The organism is Parabacteroides sp. ZJ-118, assembly GCF_011038785.1.
Taxonomy (GTDB): Bacteria; Bacteroidota; Bacteroidia; order Bacteroidales; family Tannerellaceae; genus Parabacteroides.
In genome coordinates, this window is record NZ_JAAKDT010000019.1 from 32913 (window position 1) to 54972 (window position 22060).

The 22060-nt window shown below is 46.8% G+C and carries 16 protein-coding genes and 3 tRNA genes; 1 reads left to right on the plus strand and 18 read right to left on the minus strand.

Annotated elements, in window-relative coordinates:
- Positions 1-3 precede the first annotated feature (3 nt).
- The 5 genes from G7Y39_RS06815 to rpmB form a co-directional block, all read right to left on the minus strand.
- The gene (locus tag G7Y39_RS06815; RefSeq protein ID WP_165156341.1) at positions 4-774 is read right to left on the minus strand and encodes a 3'-5' exonuclease; all 771 of its coding nucleotides are present in this window, start codon (positions 772-774) and stop codon (positions 4-6) included.
- A gap of 10 nt (positions 775-784) precedes the next feature.
- Positions 785-1909 carry a DNA polymerase III subunit beta gene (gene dnaN / locus G7Y39_RS06820; protein WP_165156343.1) on the minus strand — a complete coding sequence of 375 codons (1125 nt, stop codon included), beginning with the start codon at positions 1907-1909 and terminating at the stop codon, positions 785-787.
- Positions 1910-2117: 208 nt separating this feature from the next.
- A complete protein-coding gene (locus G7Y39_RS06825) occupies positions 2118-2270 on the minus strand; it encodes a DUF4295 domain-containing protein (RefSeq protein ID WP_005638125.1) in 153 nt (50 codons plus the stop codon).
- Between the two features lie 16 nt (positions 2271-2286).
- The gene (gene rpmG, locus G7Y39_RS06830; protein WP_165156345.1) at positions 2287-2475 is read right to left on the minus strand and encodes a 50S ribosomal protein L33; all 189 of its coding nucleotides are present in this window, start codon (positions 2473-2475) and stop codon (positions 2287-2289) included.
- A gap of 20 nt (positions 2476-2495) precedes the next feature.
- Entirely contained in the window at positions 2496-2735 is a 240-nt protein-coding gene (gene rpmB / locus G7Y39_RS06835) for a 50S ribosomal protein L28 (RefSeq protein WP_165156347.1), read from the minus strand.
- A gap of 346 nt (positions 2736-3081) precedes the next feature.
- On the opposite strand from rpmB, the gene G7Y39_RS06840 reads away from it, so the two are divergent.
- On the plus strand, positions 3082-3252 hold the full coding sequence (locus G7Y39_RS06840; RefSeq protein ID WP_165156349.1) for a hypothetical protein: 171 nt from the start codon (positions 3082-3084) through the stop codon (positions 3250-3252).
- A gap of 713 nt (positions 3253-3965) precedes the next feature.
- Here the strand turns inward: G7Y39_RS06840 and G7Y39_RS06845 are convergent.
- The 13 genes from G7Y39_RS06845 to G7Y39_RS06905 form a co-directional block, all read right to left on the minus strand.
- Complete coding sequence (locus G7Y39_RS06845) at positions 3966-4895, minus strand: toll/interleukin-1 receptor domain-containing protein (protein ID WP_165156351.1); 930 nt, start codon at positions 4893-4895, stop codon at positions 3966-3968.
- 11 nt (positions 4896-4906) lie between these two features.
- Positions 4907-8209 (minus strand): TaqI-like C-terminal specificity domain-containing protein, encoded by a 3303-nt coding sequence (locus G7Y39_RS06850; RefSeq protein WP_241159971.1) that lies wholly within the window; start codon positions 8207-8209, stop codon positions 4907-4909.
- A gap of 9 nt (positions 8210-8218) precedes the next feature.
- Positions 8219-11524: a helicase-related protein gene (locus G7Y39_RS06855; protein ID WP_165156353.1), complete on the minus strand. Its 3306-nt coding sequence runs from the start codon at positions 11522-11524 to the stop codon at positions 8219-8221.
- Positions 11525-11536: 12 nt separating this feature from the next.
- Positions 11537-11743: a helix-turn-helix domain-containing protein gene (locus G7Y39_RS06860; RefSeq protein ID WP_165156355.1), complete on the minus strand. Its 207-nt coding sequence runs from the start codon at positions 11741-11743 to the stop codon at positions 11537-11539.
- Between the two features lie 288 nt (positions 11744-12031).
- Entirely contained in the window at positions 12032-13303 is a 1272-nt protein-coding gene (gene pgk / locus G7Y39_RS06865) for a phosphoglycerate kinase (RefSeq protein WP_165156357.1), read from the minus strand.
- A gap of 96 nt (positions 13304-13399) precedes the next feature.
- Positions 13400-13861 (minus strand): hypothetical protein, encoded by a 462-nt coding sequence (locus G7Y39_RS06870; RefSeq protein ID WP_165156359.1) that lies wholly within the window; start codon positions 13859-13861, stop codon positions 13400-13402.
- Between the two features lie 131 nt (positions 13862-13992).
- Positions 13993-14066: transfer RNA gene (locus tag G7Y39_RS06875), tRNA-Arg, on the minus strand.
- A 28-nt stretch (positions 14067-14094) separates the two neighbouring features.
- Positions 14095-14168 (minus strand) — tRNA-Arg (locus tag G7Y39_RS06880).
- Between the two features lie 29 nt (positions 14169-14197).
- A tRNA-Arg gene (locus tag G7Y39_RS06885) sits at positions 14198-14271 on the minus strand.
- Positions 14272-14349: 78 nt separating this feature from the next.
- The gene (locus G7Y39_RS06890; protein ID WP_165156361.1) at positions 14350-16668 is read right to left on the minus strand and encodes a patatin-like phospholipase family protein; all 2319 of its coding nucleotides are present in this window, start codon (positions 16666-16668) and stop codon (positions 14350-14352) included.
- A gap of 125 nt (positions 16669-16793) precedes the next feature.
- Complete coding sequence (htpG, locus tag G7Y39_RS06895) at positions 16794-18848, minus strand: molecular chaperone HtpG (protein ID WP_165156363.1); 2055 nt, start codon at positions 18846-18848, stop codon at positions 16794-16796.
- Between the two features lie 331 nt (positions 18849-19179).
- Complete coding sequence (locus tag G7Y39_RS06900; RefSeq protein ID WP_165156365.1) at positions 19180-20589, minus strand: DUF5723 family protein; 1410 nt, start codon at positions 20587-20589, stop codon at positions 19180-19182.
- A 36-nt stretch (positions 20590-20625) separates the two neighbouring features.
- Positions 20626-21684 (minus strand): DUF4621 domain-containing protein, encoded by a 1059-nt coding sequence (locus G7Y39_RS06905; protein ID WP_165156367.1) that lies wholly within the window; start codon positions 21682-21684, stop codon positions 20626-20628.
- Positions 21685-22060 lie beyond the last annotated feature (376 nt).

Sequence of the window (22060 nt, forward strand, 5' to 3'; positions counted from 1 at the left end):
GCCTTATTTTGAATTAAAGCCTCTCAAACGGATCTCTGTCAGCATTTTCTTCGTATTCAACGGGAAATCGCCATTCATGATCCAAGAATAATAACCCGGATCCAACTTCAGGATCTCCGTTACCAAACGGCCTTTATACTTACCGAAGTTAATAACTTCCTCGCCTTTGTCATTGTAAACCATGCGTCCGGCGAAGTCCACATTATTCGAGTAACAGGAATATCGGGAAAGGAAGGCTACGTCGTTCTTCAAATCCGGATAGCGATCCAGCTGCGCTTTCAACACCTCATACGTAGCCAACGCGTCAGCCTCAGCCGTATGAGCGTTCTCCAAACTTTTATCGCAATAGAATTTATAAGCGGCAGATAACGTACGTTGCTCCATCTTATGGAAAATGGTCTGTACATCGATAAATTTGCGCCGATTCAAATCGATATCCACATCCGCGCGCAAGAACTCCTCGGCAAGCATGGGTATATCAAAACGGTTGGAATTATATCCGGCTAAATCACAGCCCTCGATCTGGGCGGCCAACGATTTGGCGATTTCCTTGAAGGTCGGACAATCTTTTACATCCTCATCGGTTATGCCATGAATAGCGGTGGATTCGGGGGGAATAGGCATACCGGGATTCACCCGGCGTGTCTTCGTTTCTTCTTTCCCATTCGGGAAGACTTTCACGTAGGAGATCTCTACGATACGATCCTTCACTATATTTATACCCGTGGTCTCTAAATCAAAAAAGACCAGCGGGTTCCTTAGGTTTAATTGCATTGTTTATGTATTAGTCATTCAACATCATCGGCATCAGCAACATGAGCAAATCCTCGTCCTCATCATTCTCGGAGGGAATGATCAAGCCGGCACGTGAAGGATCCGCCAATTCTAATATAACCTCTTCCGAGCTGATATTCCCAAGGATCTCGATCAGGTAGGTAGCTTTGAAGCCAATGCTTAACTCCGTCCCGTCAAACTGACAAACGATACGCTCTTCCGCCGATGTGGAGAAATCGATATCTTGGGCGGAAACCGTAATCAGGTTATCCTTCAAGTGCAACTTCACCAAGCTGCTCGCCGGATTGGAAAAGACGGAAACACGCTTTAAGGCATTCAAGAAAGAGATTCTATCGATCGTTACCCTAAACGGGTTTTCTTGAGGTATCACACTATTATAGTTCGGGTAACGCCCCTCGATCAAACGACAGACCATCTCGAAGCTCGCACAAGTAACATACGCGTTGTTATCATCAAACTTAATCAACACCTGTTCCGATTCCTTCGCCAACAAATTCTTCAATAAATTAGCCGGCTTCTTCGGCAAAATGAAAGAGGCCCGTTCCGGGGATTTCACCGCCAAGTTACGCAAGCGGACCAATTTATGCCCGTCTGATGCCACGAATGTCAAATCATCCGTATGGATATCGAAATAGATACCATTCATTACCGGGCGAAGCTCATCATCGGCCGTGGCGAACAAGGAACGGCTGATGCCATTTAATAGCATCTGCGCGTCCATCGAGACAGAGATAGCGTTATCATTCAACGGCTTTTGTCGCGGATATGTGTCCCCTTTCTGACCGATAAAATTATACTTACCATTCTGGAAATGGATGAAAATCTCCAGGTTCTCATCATTGATATCAAAAGTAAGCGGTTGTTCTGGAAGCTCTTTCAGCGGATCGAGCAAGATCTTGGCGGAAACCGCGAAGAGTCCGGCACCTTGGCCATTCATAACGTCTACGGAAGTCACCAACCGGGTCTCGGCATCGGAAGCTGTCACGGTAAGTGTATTTCCTTCTAAGTTAAAAAGGAAGCTATCCAGAATCGGTAAGGAGTTCTTGGAAGCGATAACCTTGCTTATAGACTGTAAACGTGATAATAGCGCAGTGCTGGATACATCGAATCTCATAGCTTTAATATTTTATCTTGTTATATTTTATTGTTTCATACAAATTACCATTTGCCCCATCTCTACGAATTAGCTCAACAAAATTAAGAAAATATTTTGTTTGTAACCAACTATACTTTCAAAAGTTTCAAAAGTTCAGGTACAAAAAAAGCTTCCCTCCGCTTTATTGGAGAGAAGCCTCTTATATCCTTTATTATTCGCTACTTGATTATTTAGCGAAATAATCTTTTACCGCCTCGTTAGGGATCATTTCTTCCTGGAAGATGTACGCGCCCGTCTTCGGAGACTTAACCATTTTAATCACTTTGGAATAAGTACGACCGTCACCCTTTTTGAATGTTGCAACTGCTTTTTTTGCCATCGTTTAAAATCTCCTATTACTTAATTTCTTTGTGTAACGTCATCTTCTTCAAAACCGGGTTGTATTTCATCAACTCCAATCTCTGAGTAGTATTCTTTCTATTCTTTGTAGTGATATAGCGAGACATACCCGGCATTCCACTCCCCTTGTGCTCTGTACACTCAAGGATTACCTGTACTCTATTTCCTTTTGCTTTTTTTGCCATTTTCTATATCCTCCACGAATTTATGCGTTCAAATAACCTTTTTCAACCGCCATCTTGATAGCCGCATCCAAACCTAACTTATTGATCGTGCGTAAGCCAGCCGCAGAAATATTCAAGCTAACCCAGCAATCCTGTTCTACCCAGTAGAACTTCTTCGTAAACAGGTTGACATTGAACTTACGTTTCGTTCTTCTCTTCGAGTGAGAAACGTTGTTTCCAACCATCGCTCTCTTTCCAGTAATTTGACAAACTCTAGACATTTCTAACTGTTCTTTTAAATTATACGAAATTTAAGTCAACTCCTGCTATGTGTCTTCCCTTTCTGAACTAGCATCATGAACAAAAACGAAGATTCTAATAGAGTCTTAATCTTTACAGGGTGCAAAGGTAAGAATTATTTTGATTTATCCGCAAGAATTCTCAAAATATTTTTCCTGGACAAATCTGTACCATTTCACCCCTACTTTCCGCGAGCCGGAGCGTCTCGACACACCACGGTATCTTATACAGATCGAAATTAAGGCGAAAACAAGAGCGTTTTTACGTATCGCACCGACGCGTTTCCGTCTACTTACGTCGAGCGAGGTACTGAAAAAACAGGCTTTTTTGCTCACGAAATCGCCGGAAAAACGGCTTTTTGAGATCACGGAGATCACGTCGGAACAGGTAAAAGCCAATTTTTTGCGCCCTGAGCAGGAGAAGGAGAACAGCGACCCGGAGAAACCCGAAAACACTAAGGATCAAAAGGATAAGACGGAAAAGACTCCGCCTTCCTAAACAGGAGCAGGGCGCAAAGGGCGCAAAAACAAGACCTCCGCTAAAAAAATATATATATACAAATATTCATCTTACTGTGTAAGTACGATGTAAATTTATATATATATAAAAGTTTTTATAAAGGCTCGTAAAGATGCGCCCTTTGCGCCCTACTCTCCCCGTTCGTCTCTCATTGAAACCCGACCGGAAAACCATTGAGATACGGCGCCAAGTCAATGGAACACGAGAGGGATTCCAGTGACTTAGCCGCCGCTCTTTTATATCTCGCTTGTCTTGGCTCAACAGATCTGCATCAACTACCGACGGCAATTAGGTGTCTTTGATATAGTCCAAATCCACGTCATCGAGCGATGCTCCCAAACAGGGCGTCGCGTCAAATGTCGCCATATACGCAGTGCGGCGTTCGGTCAAGAGACGTTCTTCCGCTTCGCTGGCAATATCTCGTCTTGGCCCGATACGGATAAATGTTCTGCCACGATAAGCAGATATCCCTTTCTTATGCGAATCGAGCAGATCATTGGCGATTTCCTAATGTGTCTCGTTGTCGTCTTGGTAGATAATTATTTTATTGTCGTCCATTATTTAACCTATAAATAATTCATATAATGCTATCCTTTTCTGAAATCAAACCCAAACCTCGGTGCTAATTATTCAATACATCGACTTCTACTATTACATCTGCTAAATCGTTTATTTCCATATGTATAAATTTCTTATTCTACATCCTTATATATTTGGTAATCAAATTCTAAAAGATGGTCTATATCCACATTATTACGAAAAACCTTTGTGACTTTAATCGCAACAAATTTATTATTAGTGTTTTCTAAAATAACAATCTGACCTTCATTTATAGTTCTGTATCGAGAACTAAAATCGAATTTTGTAATTTCTTCTTTGGGAGGAGAATCAGTATATAATAATGCATTATAACCAAGCCTTCTAACTTTATCTCGGTAACAGTATATACAGCCCATTCCTGCTGTATCCCATTGTGTAGTAAATTGGTACAGTCCGGAACCTATTGTAAATTCATGATCATTTCTGGTATAGTCAAATGAAACACTGCCGCACATTAAAGGATTGTAATATTTAACATTCTCTATTTCAAGATTTCGGCTAATATCTTGAGATATTATACTGCTTTTTCTATATGGATTCTCTCCCAAAGCCGGTTTGGCGGCAATATCCTCATTATAAATCCGCGCAAGCAGTTTGCTATATGAATCGAAGTATTTGCTATCATCATTAAAGTCTACATATAATGCATCCCCGAAAAATGTTGGTATATGACCATTTAGATTATTCCGTTTGATTGGGATAATATGATTTACAGAATTGTCTTGCATTAAATCAGCTGTAAGTATTTTTTTCTCATATCCAACACCTCCTCTATTAGCATTTGCTTTCTCTGTATAATTATCACTGCACACGCATAAAACTAAATGAGAATTTGTTAAGCCTTGTTCCATAAAAAATGGCAAATCATCTCCCAAACGGACATCCCATTGATCTAGAATAACATCTACTCCGTGTTTTCTTAAGTGAGTCGCAAGTTTTGAAACCCAAGTTATATGTTCTTCACTATCATGTGAGTAGGATATAAAAACTTTAGGATGAATTTCATTTATATTGTCTTTCATATCAACATTTATTAGTTTTCGTATTCTTCGCGAGTTATGGGAGTGGCGGGGTCAATAATTTTAACCTCGTCATATGTTAGATCGTATAATCTATATACGAGGAGGTCTATATGCGAATCATTTACCATACCATCTATATTATTAACAGCAGAAGCGATTTGTGCAATTTGTCGCTGACTCGCAACCTTTATGGGTAATGATTGCAAATCTGTCATTAATATTTGAGGGAAACCCTGTTGATTCGTAATATTCTCGTTGTAATTATAATAATTAAGTAAACGGGAGTTTAATAATCCATATAAATAATTGATATCTAATTCTTTACTTTTTGGCCAACATGAATATAATGTACTCTCTGTTAAACAAGGACATTCTAATTTGGCACAACACAATTCATTTCCTGTTCTCCGTATCACGATACGGGGATATACATTATGTTTCTCTATACGCTTGGTTCCGCCTATGATTTCAAGGTTAGAATAATTTGTATAATAATAAGAATTAATATGCCACTTAGACATATTTTTGCCAAGAATAAACTTGTGCGATTGATTCTCATTAGCATCGTGCAGTACACTCTCCCTATTTTTGATGACCATTCCTTTGAATAGATTGGCTATTTCAGATAGTGGCGTTGTATTTCTAATTATTTTTTCGATGAGTGGATTATCATATTCAATTAACGGTCTAAACCCTTCTCCTTCAACGTAAATATATTTTTTTGTTGAATAATCATATACTCCCTTTTGGTATACGAAAATTACATTTCCGGTAATAGCGTTCTCAAAAACATAATCTGTAAATGTAACGAATGATGTGGTTTGTCCATGAGTGGCCATAAGATTTACACATTCACTGTAGCTACGTGTTTTATATAATCCTTCAGGTACGATATAACTAATTACAGCATTAATGCTGTTTGTTAAGCATACAACTGACTTTTCTATAAATAATGTGAAGATGTTCTTAGAATTTGCACCTCTGATACTCCGATATGTATTCAAATACTTGTCTAATAATTGGGCATCGGTATTATTCTTTGTAAGAATTTTATACGGCGGATTACCAAGAACTATATCAAATCCGTCTTTAACTCCGAACATCCAGTCGGCATCGAAGAACGAGGCAGAGGCATTTTGGTCGAACATATTCCACGATGCCAGTTGATTTACTGCATCATCGGTGAAGAATCCGTTATCGGATAACTGTTGAATCAACTCTGAACGCAATCCTTTCAGCTGTTCTTTCCATTTGCGTTTGGTCTTGACGGTCTTGGCGTTGAAAATTTTGTGGTTCACCTCTTTTAAGCGTTCTTCAGTTGCCACAATTTCGGGAGTGCGTCCCAAATTGCCATCGGTCTTTGCCAATGGTATCAGCGTATTTGCCGCCACAAATTTGGCTTCGAGGTTCGGCAACGGCCGAATGCCAAAATTCGATGCCGGGTCATCGGTCGTGCGCTGGTCGACAACTAACGAAATAAAGAAGCGCAGTTTGCTTATCTGAATAGCAATCGGCTGAATATCTACGCCGTAGATGCAGTTCTCTATCAGGTAGAGTTTGCGGGCATAATCGGGATTGTTGAGTTTTTCATCGAACGCCCGCTCGATATCCTGCAACCGCTCCCGACGCTCCTCCTGCGTCTCCGCCTTAAAGGCGTTGCGGCTTTCATCAGCGGCCTCGTCGAGAATCATCTCCTTCCATCGCTCGTTGTTCGGGTCGATGCGGGAGAGGACATGCACCATCTGTTGCAGAATGCCGACCGGGAATGCTCCCGAACCACAGGCGGGGTCGAGAATCTTGCACTCGTAGAGCGATTGCATAATACGCATTCTCTGCTCGTCGGTCAAGGCGACTTCATCGTCCGTATATTGAAGCAGCGCGCGGTACTCCGGCTCCAATTCATCGCCGGCGGTACGTTTCAAATGGGCGACAAGGCTCTCGTCGACCATATACTGCACAATCTCGCGCGGAGTATAGAATGACCCGGTCTGCTTGCGGGCCGTTGTCTGCGTTTCCGGATTGTAAGAGGCCAGCAGGTTCTCGAATACTTTACCGAGCAATTCGGGGTCAAGCGACACATCCTGGTCGAACGGCGTATTCTCCTCGACGGTAAAGTTGTATCGTTTGAGTGTATCTATGATACCTCGTACCGACACCTTCTTTTTCTTCTTGTTGCCATACCATCCGGACAGGTCGATATTCTTGCCGGCCTCCTCGCCAAAGAAAAGAGAATCGGGGACAATCAGCGATTTCTGAACCTCTTTTCTGTCCGAGAAACCGTCAACATAGTTTCCGTTATCTTTGTCATCAAGACAATCGAACAGACCGCCATTCAGGAACGGAATTGTCTTGTTTGCCAAATCGACAAACAGTTGAGGGTTCTTGAACATCGCCTCGTAACGCATCAGTTTGTTGTTGTCGTAGTCTCCGCGACCGGAACGGAAGTGCCGTTCGCTGAGTTCGCTTTTGCCCTCCTGCGTTATGGGGCTGTTGAGCATCGCAAAGAAAAGGTTTTGCAAAATGGCTTTGTAGTAGCGGCTCTCGGTGGATTTTTCGGAATGGTCAACCATTGCGTTAGGATTGAAGTTTTCCAACAAATTGTCTGCAATATATCGCTCGTCGAAGAACTCATCCGGAATCAGGTGCTTCTGCTTCAAGAACCAAACGAAGATAAGACGAGTAACCAAACGAATGGTGCTCTCGGCATTGAACTTGTCATCGTCCGCAGGATCATCGAGTTTATTGGGGAAGCGGACTTGTTGCACGGCCCAAGCATACCAATCAGACAACTCTTGATAGAATGCCTTTGTAAGCACCTCGACGGAGAACCGCTCCGTCAGGTCTTTTGCGTCCTTGACACGGCCCGCCTCGTTGAGGTATTTGTTCGGCGTATAGTAAGCGATGCCTTCGCCGAGATAGTAGGAGTAGCGGCGGGGATTGGAGTAGGTGCGTTTGACGCCTCCGGTCTCCGTTTCGTTCAGTTCGATGGATATGAGCGAAAAACGATAGTTCGTGTTGTCGTTCTCCGGCACGAACAGCACCAAGGCCTTGCGTTCGCGCTTGTTCGCCATAAAGCGGAATATCTCCTTCGACAAGCCGACACGAGCATCGTTCGCGGAGGTATGAGTCGCTTCGTACACCGCCAGTTTGAGCGACGGGCAAGCTCCCAGTCGCGTAATCGCCTTAATGTATTTTGTTCCTTGTTGTATCTCCGCTTCCGGCTCAATCGCAAAGGAAACATCCTCCGGCAGAAATTCATTTTGCAGGAACTTTACAAACCCGTTCCGATCGTATGCTTTATTAAATTCCATCATAACATCTTCTTATTTAAGTTGTTCAGCGAGGATCAGTGTCTCGTCGCCCTCCGATACTTTGCTTATCTTCTCTACTACACGATTCAAATACGCCTGGGAGATCCTTTCCACTACCTTGTCGGCACTCTTGGCGGTTTGCTTGTTGATAAAGCGGATCTCCTCGCCGGTCAGACCGCCGTTGTCGAGCACCGCCAGCAGGTCTTCCGAATAGTCTTGGGGCAAAACCGCTTTATCTGTCCAAATGTATATTTTGTCGCGGGCTTTGGTCTGCGCCTTTTCATCGTCGTCGTACTTGCCGCTCTGGAACAAACGCACCTTGACATATTGGTATATCTTGTCGAACTCCTTGTCCACCTTTACCGGCTCCTCCGACTCCGCAGCCTCAAACAAACTCAACGCCTGCTCCGAAGTCAGCATGATAGGAGGCTCGTGAGTGCCGTTACCAATCTTGAATACGAAATCATTGCCCTTTTTACCGAACAACAGTACACCCGTGCAGGGCTTCTCCACCTCTCTGCCGATACGCGCACGGTGCGGTATGGCGAGAGCTTCGGTGTATACCTCCGTACCCTTTAACTGATTCAGCAGATTGCGATACTTCGTATCCCACGAGCGTTCCTCGCTCTTAGCCAGTTCCGATTGATAGCGTTCCTTGAAAAAGGCATTCAACTGCTCTTCGTTAGTCAGCGCCTTTGTATCTTCGCCCATAATAGCGTGAATCATCGCCATTTTCAGCGTGGAAATCTGTTTTGTGCGGGTCTCCGTTTCGCCTATTTCCGTCGGAAAATAGTTGTAGATATAGAGTTTGTCGAACATCTTTTTGTTGATGCGGTTGATACGCCCGATACGCTGGATAACCCGCGTAGGGTTGTACGGGATATCGTAATTGAAGATAGCGCCCGCCCGATGCAGGTTATAACCTTCGGAAATGGCATCGGTGGCTATCAGTATCTGGTAGTCGTCGCGCTGGTACTGCGGTTTCAGACCGGCATCGAAGTTGGCACGGATGGTCTCCTTGTTGGTTGGCGAAGCGTCTTTGGAGGAGTATTTGAATACGCCCAAGTTTTCATTCGCCAATGCCTTGCCTAAATAGTCGGCTGTATCGGCGAACTCCGTGAATACGATAATTTTTCGTGCGGGGTCTTTCTCGCGCAGCTCTTTCAGCAACTTGCGGAACGAATCGAGTTTGTAGTCGAATCGGATAGCGAATTTATCGCTGCCCGTTACGGTCTCCGAAAGCCATTCGCTGCGAATATCTTTCAGCAATGCCAAATCCGCATGGATATCCCCGATAAAGGCATCGCGTTTAATATACGACATATCTATCTCGAAAAAGCCGCGATTCTCGTACTTCTCGAATGCCTCCGTTATCTCTCCGCGGAGGTCATCGTCCGTAGTTTGGTAGAAGTCATCGACATCGGGCAAAATGCCTTTTTTATACACAGGGACTTTGTCACGCTTCTCAATCCATTTCAGTATGCGTTCCGACGATTCAATCATCGACGCAAGCGATTCGCGGAATGCAGCGACCGAACTCTCGTAACGGCGTACCAGCAAATGACGCATAAATTTGGACACATTGCCCTGGCGACCCATCAACATGCCCAAGTTCGTACCCATCTTCTCTTCCAGTTCCTTGTCAAGTTTGTCGCGCGCCGCTTTGTCGTTAACGATATAGTCGGTGGGTTTGTATCGCGCGCCTTTGTAGTAACGGAAATCGGGATTCGATTCGTTCTTCTCGACCTCCTCTTTCGACGGCGATATCAGATTGAGTGTGCGAACATACAACTCTTTAATATCACCCAAATCATATTCCAGTTGCAGGGGCGCTTCGGGGATAACCGGCGTAATATGCTGCTGCTTTAAGTCCTCCCGATACTCCGGTATCTCTTCGAGGTCGAGACGGGAGCGGCGCACCACCAACGGCGAGATGATCGAGCGAATACTCTTGGCTATCTCGTCCGCCTCCTTTTTGATGTCCGGCAATGACAAGGTTTTCTTGCGCTGTTCTTCTGCCAATTGCTTGTAGCGCGAGATCAACTCCTTGAACGCAGCGCCTAAGTTATCGACCGTTTTAAGCGTCGATTTGCTCGGTATTTGGAAGAGTTTGAGCATCGCATAGATATCCTCCGGGCGATTGTTGAACGGTGTGGCCGTCAGCAACATCACCTTATTGCCCATGCAGAGGTCATGCAAAATGCTGTAATCCAGTGTATATTCGTTCCTGTACTTGTGCGCCTCATCGACAATAACCAGGAACTTCTCCTGCGGGCGGACAATCATTTTGTAATGACTGATAGCCTGCTCTATTTTACCCGAACTGAATACCGACGCCGCGAATCCGAACTGGTCTTTGTACTCATTCCACTGTGATTTCAAGTGCGGAGGACAGATGATAATAGTGCGCAGACGCAGATTACGAGCAACCGTCGAAGCAATGATACTCTTTCCTAAACCTACCACATCCGAGATAATCACGCCCTCGTGGTTTCGGATGGAATTCAGGGCCAGTTGTACGGCATCGATCTGATATTTCAGATTCGCATAGACATCGTTGGTAATATCGCTCGGTGTCAGGATATTTTCATCCGTCGGTATGTTGAAGTACTCGTGCAGCACCCGCACGAACATCTTGTATGGAGAATATAACTTCTCATACCAAATATGCTTGATAACCTTATCCTTGAACTCCGAAAGATGATCTTCATCGACAACGGCAACGGAGGTTTGCCACAATTCGTCAAATACTGCCTTGCCCTCTAAATAATTCGCCTTGTCGCGCAATATGACATTCAGTTCCAAACGGTTTTTCAGCCCTTCGTATGACAGGTTGCTCGAACCGGTAATCATCGTACCCGGGAATGTGCCACAGATGCTGTCTGCCTCCCGATTCTCGAACAGATACAATTTGGCATGGTTAGGATCTAATGTCTTGCGGATTTCGAGCGTGCCGTTCTCGATCTTCTCCAAGAACAGACGGAACTTCGCCATCTGCGCCTCCGAGTCGAAGAAATCGGTATTGTTATATATATCGACAAAACTATCGTAGAAGTCGTCGCGCAACTGACCGCGCGATTTATTTGTGGCCGTAAAGTTCTCAACCTCCTTGATGCCGTTTATAATGTTACGCTCTACCTCCAAGCCCACGAGAATCCGGAGATGGACATCGCGCAACTTCTCGTGTAACTCGGCAAAACCGGAGAAATAGAAGTAGCCCACCAGAAAATAGGCATTGTCGCAATTCGGCAGAATCGAATTGATAATCTCCGACAATACAGGGCTGTTCTCCTTGTTCGTTATGAATTGTCCTTCCATACGATCTTTCCTTTACTGCCGTTCATTCTTATCCGTGATAAGGTCTTTGATATCGACCTGCAATATCTCTGCAATCCGCATCAACACATCCAAACTCGGCTGTGTGCGATTGCAGGCGTATGCGTTCACCATACCGAAACTCTTGCCCAAGCGCTTGGCCAGCCAAGTCTGCGAAATGCCCCGCTCCTCCAACACGGACTTTATTCTGTTAAGTTTCATATTAAAATTCATCTCTGATATACAAAAATAGTCAATTATATTGAATGATCAACACAATGACTTTACAATTATTGAAGATGTACCTATTTTAGGGTTTGAATACAGATTTATCGCTATTGTTTAGCAGGCGTATCTTTTTTGCAGCGAATAGAAAAGGATATATCAGAATATTTACCCAACTTAGGTGGCAATGTGGGTTAAAACAAGGGAATCCCCCGGGGAGATCTCGAGTATCTCGAGCGTCCCGGGGGATTCCGATTGAGTCACCTACTAGTATTACCTGTCCGGTTATTTATAAGCCTCGCCTTTTACAGCCGCGATACCCGGAAGCACCTTGCCTTCGATAGCCTCAAGAAGAGCGCCACCGCCTGTGGAAACGTATGATACACCGTTGGCCAAACCGAATTTGTTAACGCAAGCCACGGAGTCGCCACCGCCTACTAAAGAGAACGCGCCGTTCTTCGTAGCCTCGACGATAGCCTCGCCAACCGAACGAGATCCGTGCGTGAAGTTCTCGAACTCGAATACGCCCGTAGGACCGTTCCAAAGGATCGTCTTGGAGTCCTTGATAACGTCGGCGTAGATAGCCTCGGTCTTCGGACCTATGTCAAGACCTTCCCAGCCATCCGGAATCTGATCTACCGGAGCGAAATCAGTCTTAGCGTCGTTACTGAAATCGTCAGCGATCTTAGCGTCGACGGCCAATACCAGGTTTACGCCTTTTTCTTTCGCTTTCTTGATCAAGTCGAGCGCGAGATCCAGCTTATCATCCTCGCAGATAGACTTGCCGATCTTACCGCCTTGCGCTTTCGTGAACGTATAGGTCATACCTCCCGTGATGATCAAGTTGTCTACCTTGTTCAACAAGTTCTCGATGATCTCGATCTTGGAGGAAACCTTGGAACCGCCCATGATCGCGGTGAACGGACGTTGGATGTCGTTCATTACCTTATCGACAGCCTTGACTTCCTTCTCCATCAAATAACCGAACATCTTGTTGTCTGTATCGAAGTAATCAGCGATCAGAGCCGTAGAGGCGTGAGCGCGGTGAGCGGTACCGAATGCGTCGTTTACGTAGCAGTCCGCGTAAGAGGCCAATCGCTTCGTGAACTCTTTCTGGCTTTCTTTAACGGCTTTCTTGGCTGCCTTCTTCTCCTCGTCGGAAGCATCCTCGGCCAACCCTCTCGGTTTGCCTTCCTCCTCGGCGTAGAAACGAAGGTTCTCAAGCAACAAAGCCTCGCCCGCTTGCAAAGCGGCAGCCTTAGCGCCGGCTTCCTCGCCAATACAGTCGTTTGCAAACTGAACATCTACACCCAACAACTCGGAAAGGTGTTTCAATATGTGCTTCAAGGAGAACTTATCCGTAGCGCCTTTCGGACGACCTAGGTGAGAGCCGATAATTACGCTACCGCCATCCGCCAAGATCTTCTTTAATGTAGGAAGGGCGGCACGCATACGAGTGTCGTCGGTGATGTTGAAGTTTTCGTCCAATGGAACGTTAAAGTCAACTCTTACAAATGCCTTTTTGCCGGCAAAGTTGAAATTGTCAATTGTTTGCATAACTATTGTATTTAATGTCAGTATTAAAATGTTCCTCCAATCGCTTGCAAACTTACGTAAAATATTTCATTTGGCTGTTTGCGCTTGCTTTAAATTTTATACCAATTTGAAACGTAACCGTAATCTCCCGTCGGCATAGTCGTAATTCAACAGCTTGAAATGTCCGATCTCGGAGGTGTTCGCCACGTGCGCCCCGATACACGCGCAGGTATCGTAATCGCCTATGCGTACGATACGTAAAGTGTCGCCGGCGTCATCGGGCAGCTTACTTAGATCCGCGATATCGCCGGCCTCCTCTTTCGGCATGAATTCGATGGTTACGGGCAGGTGCCGGTCGATCACCTCGTTTATCTTCTTCTCGACCTCGGCCATAGCCTCCGCGCTAGGCTCTTCCGCCAATAGATAATCGCATTTAGACTTCCGCCGTTCTATATGCGCGTTCTTCGACCGGGGGCATCCGAACATCCGTACCATTGTCTGGTTTAAAATGTGTTCCGCCGTGTGCATAGGAGGGTACTCTTGCTTGTTGTGTTCGTTTAATTGGATTGCTTGTTCCATCTCTTATTTCTTATTTTGTATTGTGTCCCTGTTTCTGCTGAACCGAAAGCCGGGGGAGCGGCAAGGGGAAATGAAAAATCCTTCTCTCGTAACCTTCGACAAGAAGGTCGGCGGGGAGAAGGATTCTCAAGTGACTCGCATAGGATTCAAACCTATAACCTTCTGATCCGTAGTCAGATGCTCTATTCAGTTGAGCTAGCGAGCCAATCTGCGAATGATTTTGAATATTCAAGTGACTCCTAAAGGATTCAAACCTTTAACCTTCTGATCCGTAGTCAGATGCTCTATTCAGTTGAGCTAAGGAGCCGAGATTTGTTCTATGGCTATCCTCGAAAGTGACCGCGACAGGATTCAAACCTGTAACCGGCTGATCCGTAGTCAGCTACTCTATTCAGTTGAGCTACGCGGCCATTGTTCCGTGATCGCGAGCGCAAAGGTACGTTTTTGTTTTAAATATGCAAACGTTTCGATTACTTTTTTTCGCGAACTTAATCTAACATTTTTGGATTGAAGATCAGATAACCAATGTTCAAGCCCATGTTGAAATTCTCTTTCGGATAGCTGTATCCGTTGGCGTACAAACTGATACATAAGAATGGCAGTTGCAATACGACCGATGCTTCACCCATATAATTGAACGCGTGTAAAAACTTGCCATAACGCGGGATTCCGACATACGGGTTGTCTTCCGGCACCCTCTTTTGTATCTCATAGAGCGGAGCGAATCCATACACATCCAGCCGGAAGTGCAGAAGCTTACTTAACCTCAAGATCGGGGAAAGGCCGAAAGCCACGTATTGGTTCGCCCGGAACGCCTCGTTGAATACGATCTCGCTATGGGGGGTCGGGGTAAACGCCGGAGCCTGCAATACGCTGGCTGTATAGTTATTCATGAGATTCTTGCTGGATAGGACCATTTCCGCCAAATAACCCAGGTTGAAACGGTCGCTCAGCGTCTGGTATTGGTTCCAGCGTCCTTTCAGCTGCAGCCAGCTATGTACCTTGCGACCGATCGGGGCTTCTGTCGCGGCGGAGGTGGGGGACGGGATATACTTCTCCGTACCGGTTACGTATTGGGCGATTAGGAATTGTTGCTTTCCGCTTACCGGGTATTGCTTGGCGTCGAGTGAGTTTTGCTCGATGCTTAACGAACCGCTGAACAAATCGTACCAGCTGTGGTCGAAAGAGGCGTCCGGAAAAGGTATCGTGGTGCTCTGCAAATAGTAATCGTTCAATCGACCGTAGGCGAAGCCGATCTCCGCTTTCGCATGGTTGAGGAAAGGGAAGCCTAGTTTCAGTTTCATATACAGTTCTTTCTGCTTGATCATGGCGGGCACGACATCCTCGTAAAAGAGCGATTGGCTTTCCGAGTATTTCTTGTCCGAGAAGACTCCCTGCCAGTTTAGATAGGTGGGGATTTGCGTTTGCAGGTACATCCGGCCGCTCAGCATGACCCCGCTAAAGGAGTTGCCTACTTGAAAGTTCGAGTTCACGTCGGCGGCGAACCGTCCCAGATATTGGTATCCCAATCCCAGGTATAATTGATTCGCCTGGTGGGACGACACGTTTCCTCCGAAGCCAACCGTGACCTCTTCTTTCATCTTCACGTCCAGATAAAGGTCGAATTTCTTCTCTTTCCGGTTATAAACGGCGTGAGGTAGGATTTCCTTGATCTTGGAATAGGTCAACATCTTGAAATAGGCCCGCTTGAACTCTTCCATGGAGAACTCGTTGTTGATATCCCGATGTAATTGGGCCTCTATGTATTTGCGTTGGGCGTCGGATACGCCTGTCACGTAAATGTTGCGGAAGATGAGCGGGGGAAGGCTCTCTTTGTAGGCCTTCCTTCGATCGGTAACCTCTTTTAACGGCACTTCCCGGGGGACTCGTCGCTTGATGGAGTCGATCATGGAAAGGGTGCGTTTATAGCCGATGTCCATAAGCTCCCGCCCTTTCTGGAAATCCAACAAGGAGACGGTGGGGAAACTGAATTTGACCATCATGCCGTCTTCCTCCGGTACCTCGTAGTCGGTCTCTTGCATGATCATGGTCTCGATCTGGTTATACAGATTCTCCGAGGGCTTTTTATCCCCTCCCGATACCGTCGATCCGAAAATGAAATCCGGGTGGAACGCGTCTTTCATCGGGCCTACCGGGAAATTATCGTAGATACCTCCATCGAACAGGGGTATACTGTCTTTCCATATGGGCTGGAAGAAAAACGGGAAGGTCATGGAGGCACGTACGGCGTCTCCCAAATCGCCATTCTTGAAGACGACCGGCTTTTTCGTGTAGATATCCGAGGCGACGCAGCGGAAGGGGACAAACAGGTTGTCAAAATTCCACCCCGCCTTTGCCGTCGCCTGCGAGAACAAGGACATGAACGCTTGGTTCATCTGTATGGGATTGATCAGGCTTTGCGGCAGGAAGCTGGTCTTGATCTGCAGGGAATCGGACATGTCGATGGAGAAGTGCGCAAATTCCGGGGTCGGGTAAGGCGCCTTGAAATAATAGGTATATCGCTCTTCCACCGTACCGGTTTGCCAATAGGAGAACTCCTCGGAAAGCATCAGCTCCAGCATCTCCTCGGGGGAATATCCCATGGCGTACAAGCTGCCGATAATCGCCCCGATGGAGGTACCGGTGATGTAATCGATCGGTATGTTATTTTCTTCCAGCGCCTTGATCACTCCGATATGTGCCGCTCCTTTGGCGCCGCCGCCGCTGAGTACCAGCCCCACTTTCTGGGCGGAGGCCAGTTGGATGGCCGCGAGGAACGAGGCTATGATAACGGTTATTTTTCTCATATGAACCCCCATCTGTTTTTCTTCTCCAAATGTAAGAAGTATTTCTCTGGAAACATAAACATTTCGTCTTTTCGTATTGTTGAGTTACCGGTACGATTAAAAAAACAGATGGGGGATTCCCGCTCTTATCCGATCAGCTCTACGCTGCGTTTGATGAATCGGCTCAGGGCCTCTCCCTTCAACATGCCGTTTCCCAATAAGGCGAGGTCGATCAGCTGGCTGACGGTCTTGTTCGTGCCGGCGTACTCGGCGAGCACTTGGTCGCGCTGCCCGCGAAGCTCATCCAGCTTATGGTTGGTGTTGGTCATGTCCTCTTTCTCTTGCGCCGTGATCTCATCTTCTTTCTTCTTGCCTTGGGCCTCGCGCAGGTCGGCTTGCCGAGCCTCCCATCCCTTGATGTCGCCAAGGATCGGCTTCAACTTCTCACCACAGGCTTGCTCCTCCTCGGTCAATACTTTCTTGATTAACGGATGGTCCGTATTCAACACGAAGTTGAAACTATCCGGCATCTCGCCGTAGAAAGACATGCCCGGTTGCATGGCGGACATCTCGCGCATCCTTCGCATATACTCGCCTTGTGTCAACATGACAGGGTTCGCACTCTCGCCCAATGCCTCGAATGTCACGTAGAACTCGGCCTTGCTCAATTTCGGCATCTGGCTCTTGAACACCTCCTGCAGGGCCGTTTTCTGCTCCTCGCTCAGGGTCACCTTATTCGCGTCTTCCTTGCGGATCAAGTTGTCGATCGTGTCGCTATCCACACGGACGAAGCGGCTCTTCTCGAATTTTTGCTCCAACTGGCTGATCAGGTGTACATCCAATTGTCCGTCCATTTCCAAGACGCTGTAACCTTTGTCTTTCGCGGCTTGTATGTAGCTGTATTGCTCGTCTTTGTTGTTGGTATACAGGTAGACCAAGTTGCCCTCTTTGTCGGTTTGGTTGTCCTTGATCAGGTTCTTGTATTCGTCGGAGGTGAAGTGTTTGCCCTCGACGTCCTTGAATAAGGCGAATTTAACCGCGCGGTCGTAGAACTTCTCATCCGTCAGCATACCATATTGGATGAACAGCTTCAGGCTGTCCCATTTCTCCTCGAACTGCGGACGGTCGTTCTTGAAAATCTCCTCCAGGCGGTCTGCCACCTTCTTCGTGATGTGGTTGGAGATCTTCTTCACGTTCTGATCGCTTTGCAAATAGGAACGGGATACGTTCAACGGTATATCCGGCGAGTCCAATACGCCATGCAACAGTGTCAGGAACTCAGGGACGATACCCTCTACGGAATCCGTGACGAATACTTGGTTGCAATACAGCTGGATCTTGTCGCGGCGCAAGTCGATATTACTCTTGACGCGAGGGAAATACAAGATACCGGTCAAGTTGAACGGATAGTCTACGTTCAGGTGAATCCAGAACAGCGGCTCATCCGTCATCGGGTATAAGTCGCGGTAGAACTTCTTGTAATCCTCATCGGTCATATCGACCGGCTTGCGGACCCATGCCGGCTTGGTGTCGTTGATTACGTTGTCCTCGTCCGTATCCGCGTACTTGCCGTCTTTCCACTCCTGCTTCTTGCCGAACGCGATCGGGACCGGCAAGAAACGGCAGTATTTGGTCAATAAGCCCTGGATCTTGTCCTTGTTCAAGAAATCCTTGTTCTCGTCGTCGATATACAGGATGATATCGGTGCCACGATCCGCCTTCGCCGTTTCCTCCAAGGAGTATTCCGGCGTGCCATCGCAGCTCCATTTCATGGGGACGGCGCCTTCTTTGTACGACTTCGTCACGATCTCCACTTTCTTGGAAACCATGAAAGAGGAGTAGAAACCAAGACCGAAGTGACCGATGATAGAGGCGGCGTCGTTCTTGTATTTCTCGACGAATTCCTCGGCGCCGGAGAAGGCGATTTGGTTGATGTACTTATCGATCTCCTCGGCGGTCATACCGATACCCCGGTCAGAGATCGTGATCGTCTTGTCATCGAACTTGACCTGTACGGTCAAATCGCCGAGCTCGCCTTTAAACTCGCCTACGGAAGAAAGCGTTTTCAACTTCTGGGTAGCGTCTACCGCGTTAGAGACAAGCTCGCGAAGAAAGATCTCGTGATCACTGTATAAGAACTTCTTGATAATCGGAAAGATGTTTTCCGATGTTACTCCGATGTTACCTTGTTTACTGCTCATAGTTTGAATATCTTTTATGTTGTTGTTTCTCGTACGTATCCCGGATCCCGCTCATTCGCGAGATCCGCCTACTCCCATACAAAACGAGTGCCAAAATATATTGGGCAAACCGCAAAATGACAAAAAGGCAGGAATCGGCCGCGAGTAGCGCACCGGGGACGATCAGTATCGTATCCGAATGGATTCCTATCCCCTAGGCGATTGAGGATGGAACACCTGTCAAACCTTCAAAGACAAAACCCAGGAACCTATTAAACGCAAAAAGACTGTCCGGGATAGATATCCGGACAGTCTTTTCGCGTTACGAGACTACTCTGCCCCGCGTATTTCCTTATTCGCGCGCAAATGACTTCAAAGGAACACTTACTCCCATGTAAAGATTCATGGCGTTGCCGCTAACCGGCAAGCATTGGGGAGTTACCTTCGTGAGCATATAATCCGATCCGATAAAGAAATTGATCCAAGACGGCGAGAAATTCAAGGCGATACCATATGTCTTGAACTTACTGTGGATGAATGAGTAGCTCAACGTAGCCTCAAACCATTTCACCGGACGGTAGTTACCGGACAAGGTCAGTTCCGTATAGGCTTTCGGGGAATAGAGACGAGTGCTTGACAGCAAACCGATGCCCAGCTTGTTTTCCAGCAAGCGGTACTCGCCACCGATATTGATTGTCGAGCGAAGGCGGGTGGTGCTTCCGGACTCGCCTCCTTTCTTGAAATGAAGCAGGTTCTCGAAATCCTCCTTGATAGCGTCGAACTGATCGCCCATGCTCGGTATGTCGCCGTTATTCTCGCCGATCGCCAGGTCAAAGCCATCAAAATCGAAAGTCCCGTCCAACTTACCTACCGTGCTGCCGCCTTTGCTCCAGCTGATAAAACCCAGATCGAGGACGGCGGCGGACAACATGATATTCTCGGTCAACTGGTACGTAGCGCCCAAGCCTACTCCCAGACCGAAACCGCTAAGACCCGGCGAATCGAAATCAAAGCTATTATAATAATCGCGACCTTGCTCGTCTACCTCCATTTCCGGGACCAAACCTTTCATATTCGTCTGCAACGTACCGGTAGAGGTGACTTTCCAGCTGGTCTCTCCCATCTCGGCATAGATCTGATCGATCGTAGCGTCCATAGCGCCCACGCCCCATAACAACTTAACCTTACCTCCGACTGTCAACTTATCCGTGACCGGACGAGAATATCCTACGCCTGTCTCCAGATAGGCCTCGGCATACGCCTGGATATTCCGGATATCATACGTGCTTTGTGATCCGTTACCCTTTTTCATGAACTCGAACAACGTCTTCGGCGCACGAATGTTCGCCAGCCCCTTGACAGAGACATCGACCGTCCAGAATCCCTTGCCGGCATACCAGCCTCCGGACAGCACCTGCGTGCCCAAATCCACGTTTACCTGATTCTCGTCCTTCAGGCCATTCAGGAAAGACTCCGTATTCACGGAGTTGTCCATGAAGGTGACGGTCTCACCATTCTTCGGATAGATAAAATTATCCACAGCTATCCCGTTCGTGCCATACGAGGCGCCAACCGCACCCAATACCGGGATGGAGACATAGCCTCTCTCGGGACGATACGCCGGGTTCATCGTCGTGCGCGCCGTAGAGGATCGCATGAAATAAGAAGTTCGTATCTGTTGGGCGGATAGGGACATTCCCACAGTGGCCAATAAACATAACGCGCACAGACCTCTCTTATACATATTATATACAGTGTTCATCTTTCTTTTTTGTAATTTAAATGGTTAGTACTGGGATCAAATAGAAATACCGCCTTCTTTCTCGAGTTTCAGGTTGAAGGTGGTTTTCTGGCCTTTCTTCAAAGCCTCGCCCTGATCTCTACCCGTTAAATGCAACCTCAGGTCTATATGGCGCGCGTCCTTCATCTTCGGCATATCCTCCTTCGTGATCTCAAAGACCACCTCGCCGGACGGTCCCTTTACGTCTTGCGCCGGGAGTTGGATACCTACCGGCACATCGTTCTCATCCAGGATCACCATCTCGACAGACATATCGAACGGCATCTCGTTCGTGACCTCTCCATAGATCCTCGCGCTTCCGTCCGAGAAAATATAGTCTACGAAATCCTCGTCAAAAGCGTTCTCGATCCGCTCGACGGAGACGGCGCTAAACTCCGGCGCCGGAGCCAACGGGAGCTCTACCGCATAACGTAACTCGCTCAAGGCATCCATGGGCGCGTTCATCCATTGTTCACTATCGGCGGACAGAGCCAAACGTATCTTTTGAGGAACAATCTGTACGATTCCCGGCAGCTGCTCGTTCTTGATAAACTTAAACGCATCCGTCTTCGGGTCAAGAGGGCCGATCCAAATGGCAGGCGACACCGCCGACAAGGTAAAATCAGAGGAAGCGGACTCCTTTTTACCCGCGTTCTCTGCCTCGATCGACAAGTTACAATCCAAAGAGGCTTTCGTCACATCCGACTTCAACGTGATGTGAGGATCCGTTAACGCCAAGACGAAATCGCCATCGAACAGGCCGTCGATATCCCCAGTCGTTATCTCTTCCGAAGCGATCACCACCTTATCAGAGGCCGCCCGTAGGCTTTTCCCCTTGATCTTCATCGCTCCATCATAGACCACGACGTAGGCCCCATCGACTTCTCGGATGGAAGGGACTTTCTCTACACGCACAACGTCGTCCGACGTTACATAACCCGTACCGAGGGGAGCTACCCAAGACTCACCCATCACCGCGTCGTCCGTATTGACGTCGCTTAAATCATACTTGCTATCCACACATGCCGCGAAACAGCAAAATGACAGCAACAGAATCACTAAATGTTTGTTTTTCATATCAAATTATTACTATTAAAACTATTACCCTATCAGCGTACGAAAATAGATAAAATAATTGAAAGTCTGACCATAAAAAGCGAGAACCGAAAAAAATCTCTCCACACAGGCGAATTTCCACAACCGGAATTCATCGTAATAAAAAAGAAAAAGCGACATCGAGTCCGCCTCAACACCGCCTTTTCTTTACGGATAACGTATACCCTTTTGTAAGCGTCCAAGCACAGCCGGACGAAATTGCAAATCACGGATTCAATGGCTGTTAGCTTCTATCCCCTGATTTTGTTTTCATTAAACATTTAGTATTTATTAGTACTCAAACCCATGTTCATGGGGAGCATGCTGCTGTAATCGGTGCACCCGCGCACGATTTTGG

Bases quoted from the DNA above. Each gene is read 5' to 3' on its own strand.
- G7Y39_RS06815 (WP_165156341.1), bottom strand. From the start codon at position 774: ATGCAATTAAACCTAAGGAACCCGCTGGTCTTTTTTGATTTAGAGACC.
- dnaN (WP_165156343.1), bottom strand. From the start codon at position 1,909: ATGAGATTCGATGTATCCAGCACTGCGCTATTATCACGTTTACAGTCT.
- G7Y39_RS06825 (WP_005638125.1), bottom strand. From the start codon at position 2,270: ATGGCAAAAAAAGCAGTTGCAACATTCAAAAAGGGTGACGGTCGTACT.
- rpmG (WP_165156345.1), bottom strand. From the start codon at position 2,475: ATGGCAAAAAAAGCAAAAGGAAATAGAGTACAGGTAATCCTTGAGTGT.
- rpmB (WP_165156347.1), bottom strand. From the start codon at position 2,735: ATGTCTAGAGTTTGTCAAATTACTGGAAAGAGAGCGATGGTTGGAAAC.
- G7Y39_RS06845 (WP_165156351.1), bottom strand. From the start codon at position 4,895: ATGAAAGACAATATAAATGAAATTCATCCTAAAGTTTTTATATCCTAC.
- G7Y39_RS06850 (WP_241159971.1), bottom strand. From the start codon at position 8,209: ATGATGGAATTTAATAAAGCATACGATCGGAACGGGTTTGTAAAGTTC.
- G7Y39_RS06855 (WP_165156353.1), bottom strand. From the start codon at position 11,524: ATGGAAGGACAATTCATAACGAACAAGGAGAACAGCCCTGTATTGTCG.
- G7Y39_RS06860 (WP_165156355.1), bottom strand. From the start codon at position 11,743: ATGAAACTTAACAGAATAAAGTCCGTGTTGGAGGAGCGGGGCATTTCG.
- pgk (WP_165156357.1), bottom strand. From the start codon at position 13,303: ATGCAAACAATTGACAATTTCAACTTTGCCGGCAAAAAGGCATTTGTA.
- G7Y39_RS06870 (WP_165156359.1), bottom strand. From the start codon at position 13,861: ATGGAACAAGCAATCCAATTAAACGAACACAACAAGCAAGAGTACCCT.
- G7Y39_RS06890 (WP_165156361.1), bottom strand. From the start codon at position 16,668: ATGAGAAAAATAACCGTTATCATAGCCTCGTTCCTCGCGGCCATCCAA.
- htpG (WP_165156363.1), bottom strand. From the start codon at position 18,848: ATGAGCAGTAAACAAGGTAACATCGGAGTAACATCGGAAAACATCTTT.
- G7Y39_RS06900 (WP_165156365.1), bottom strand. From the start codon at position 20,589: ATGAACACTGTATATAATATGTATAAGAGAGGTCTGTGCGCGTTATGT.
- G7Y39_RS06905 (WP_165156367.1), bottom strand. From the start codon at position 21,684: ATGAAAAACAAACATTTAGTGATTCTGTTGCTGTCATTTTGCTGTTTC.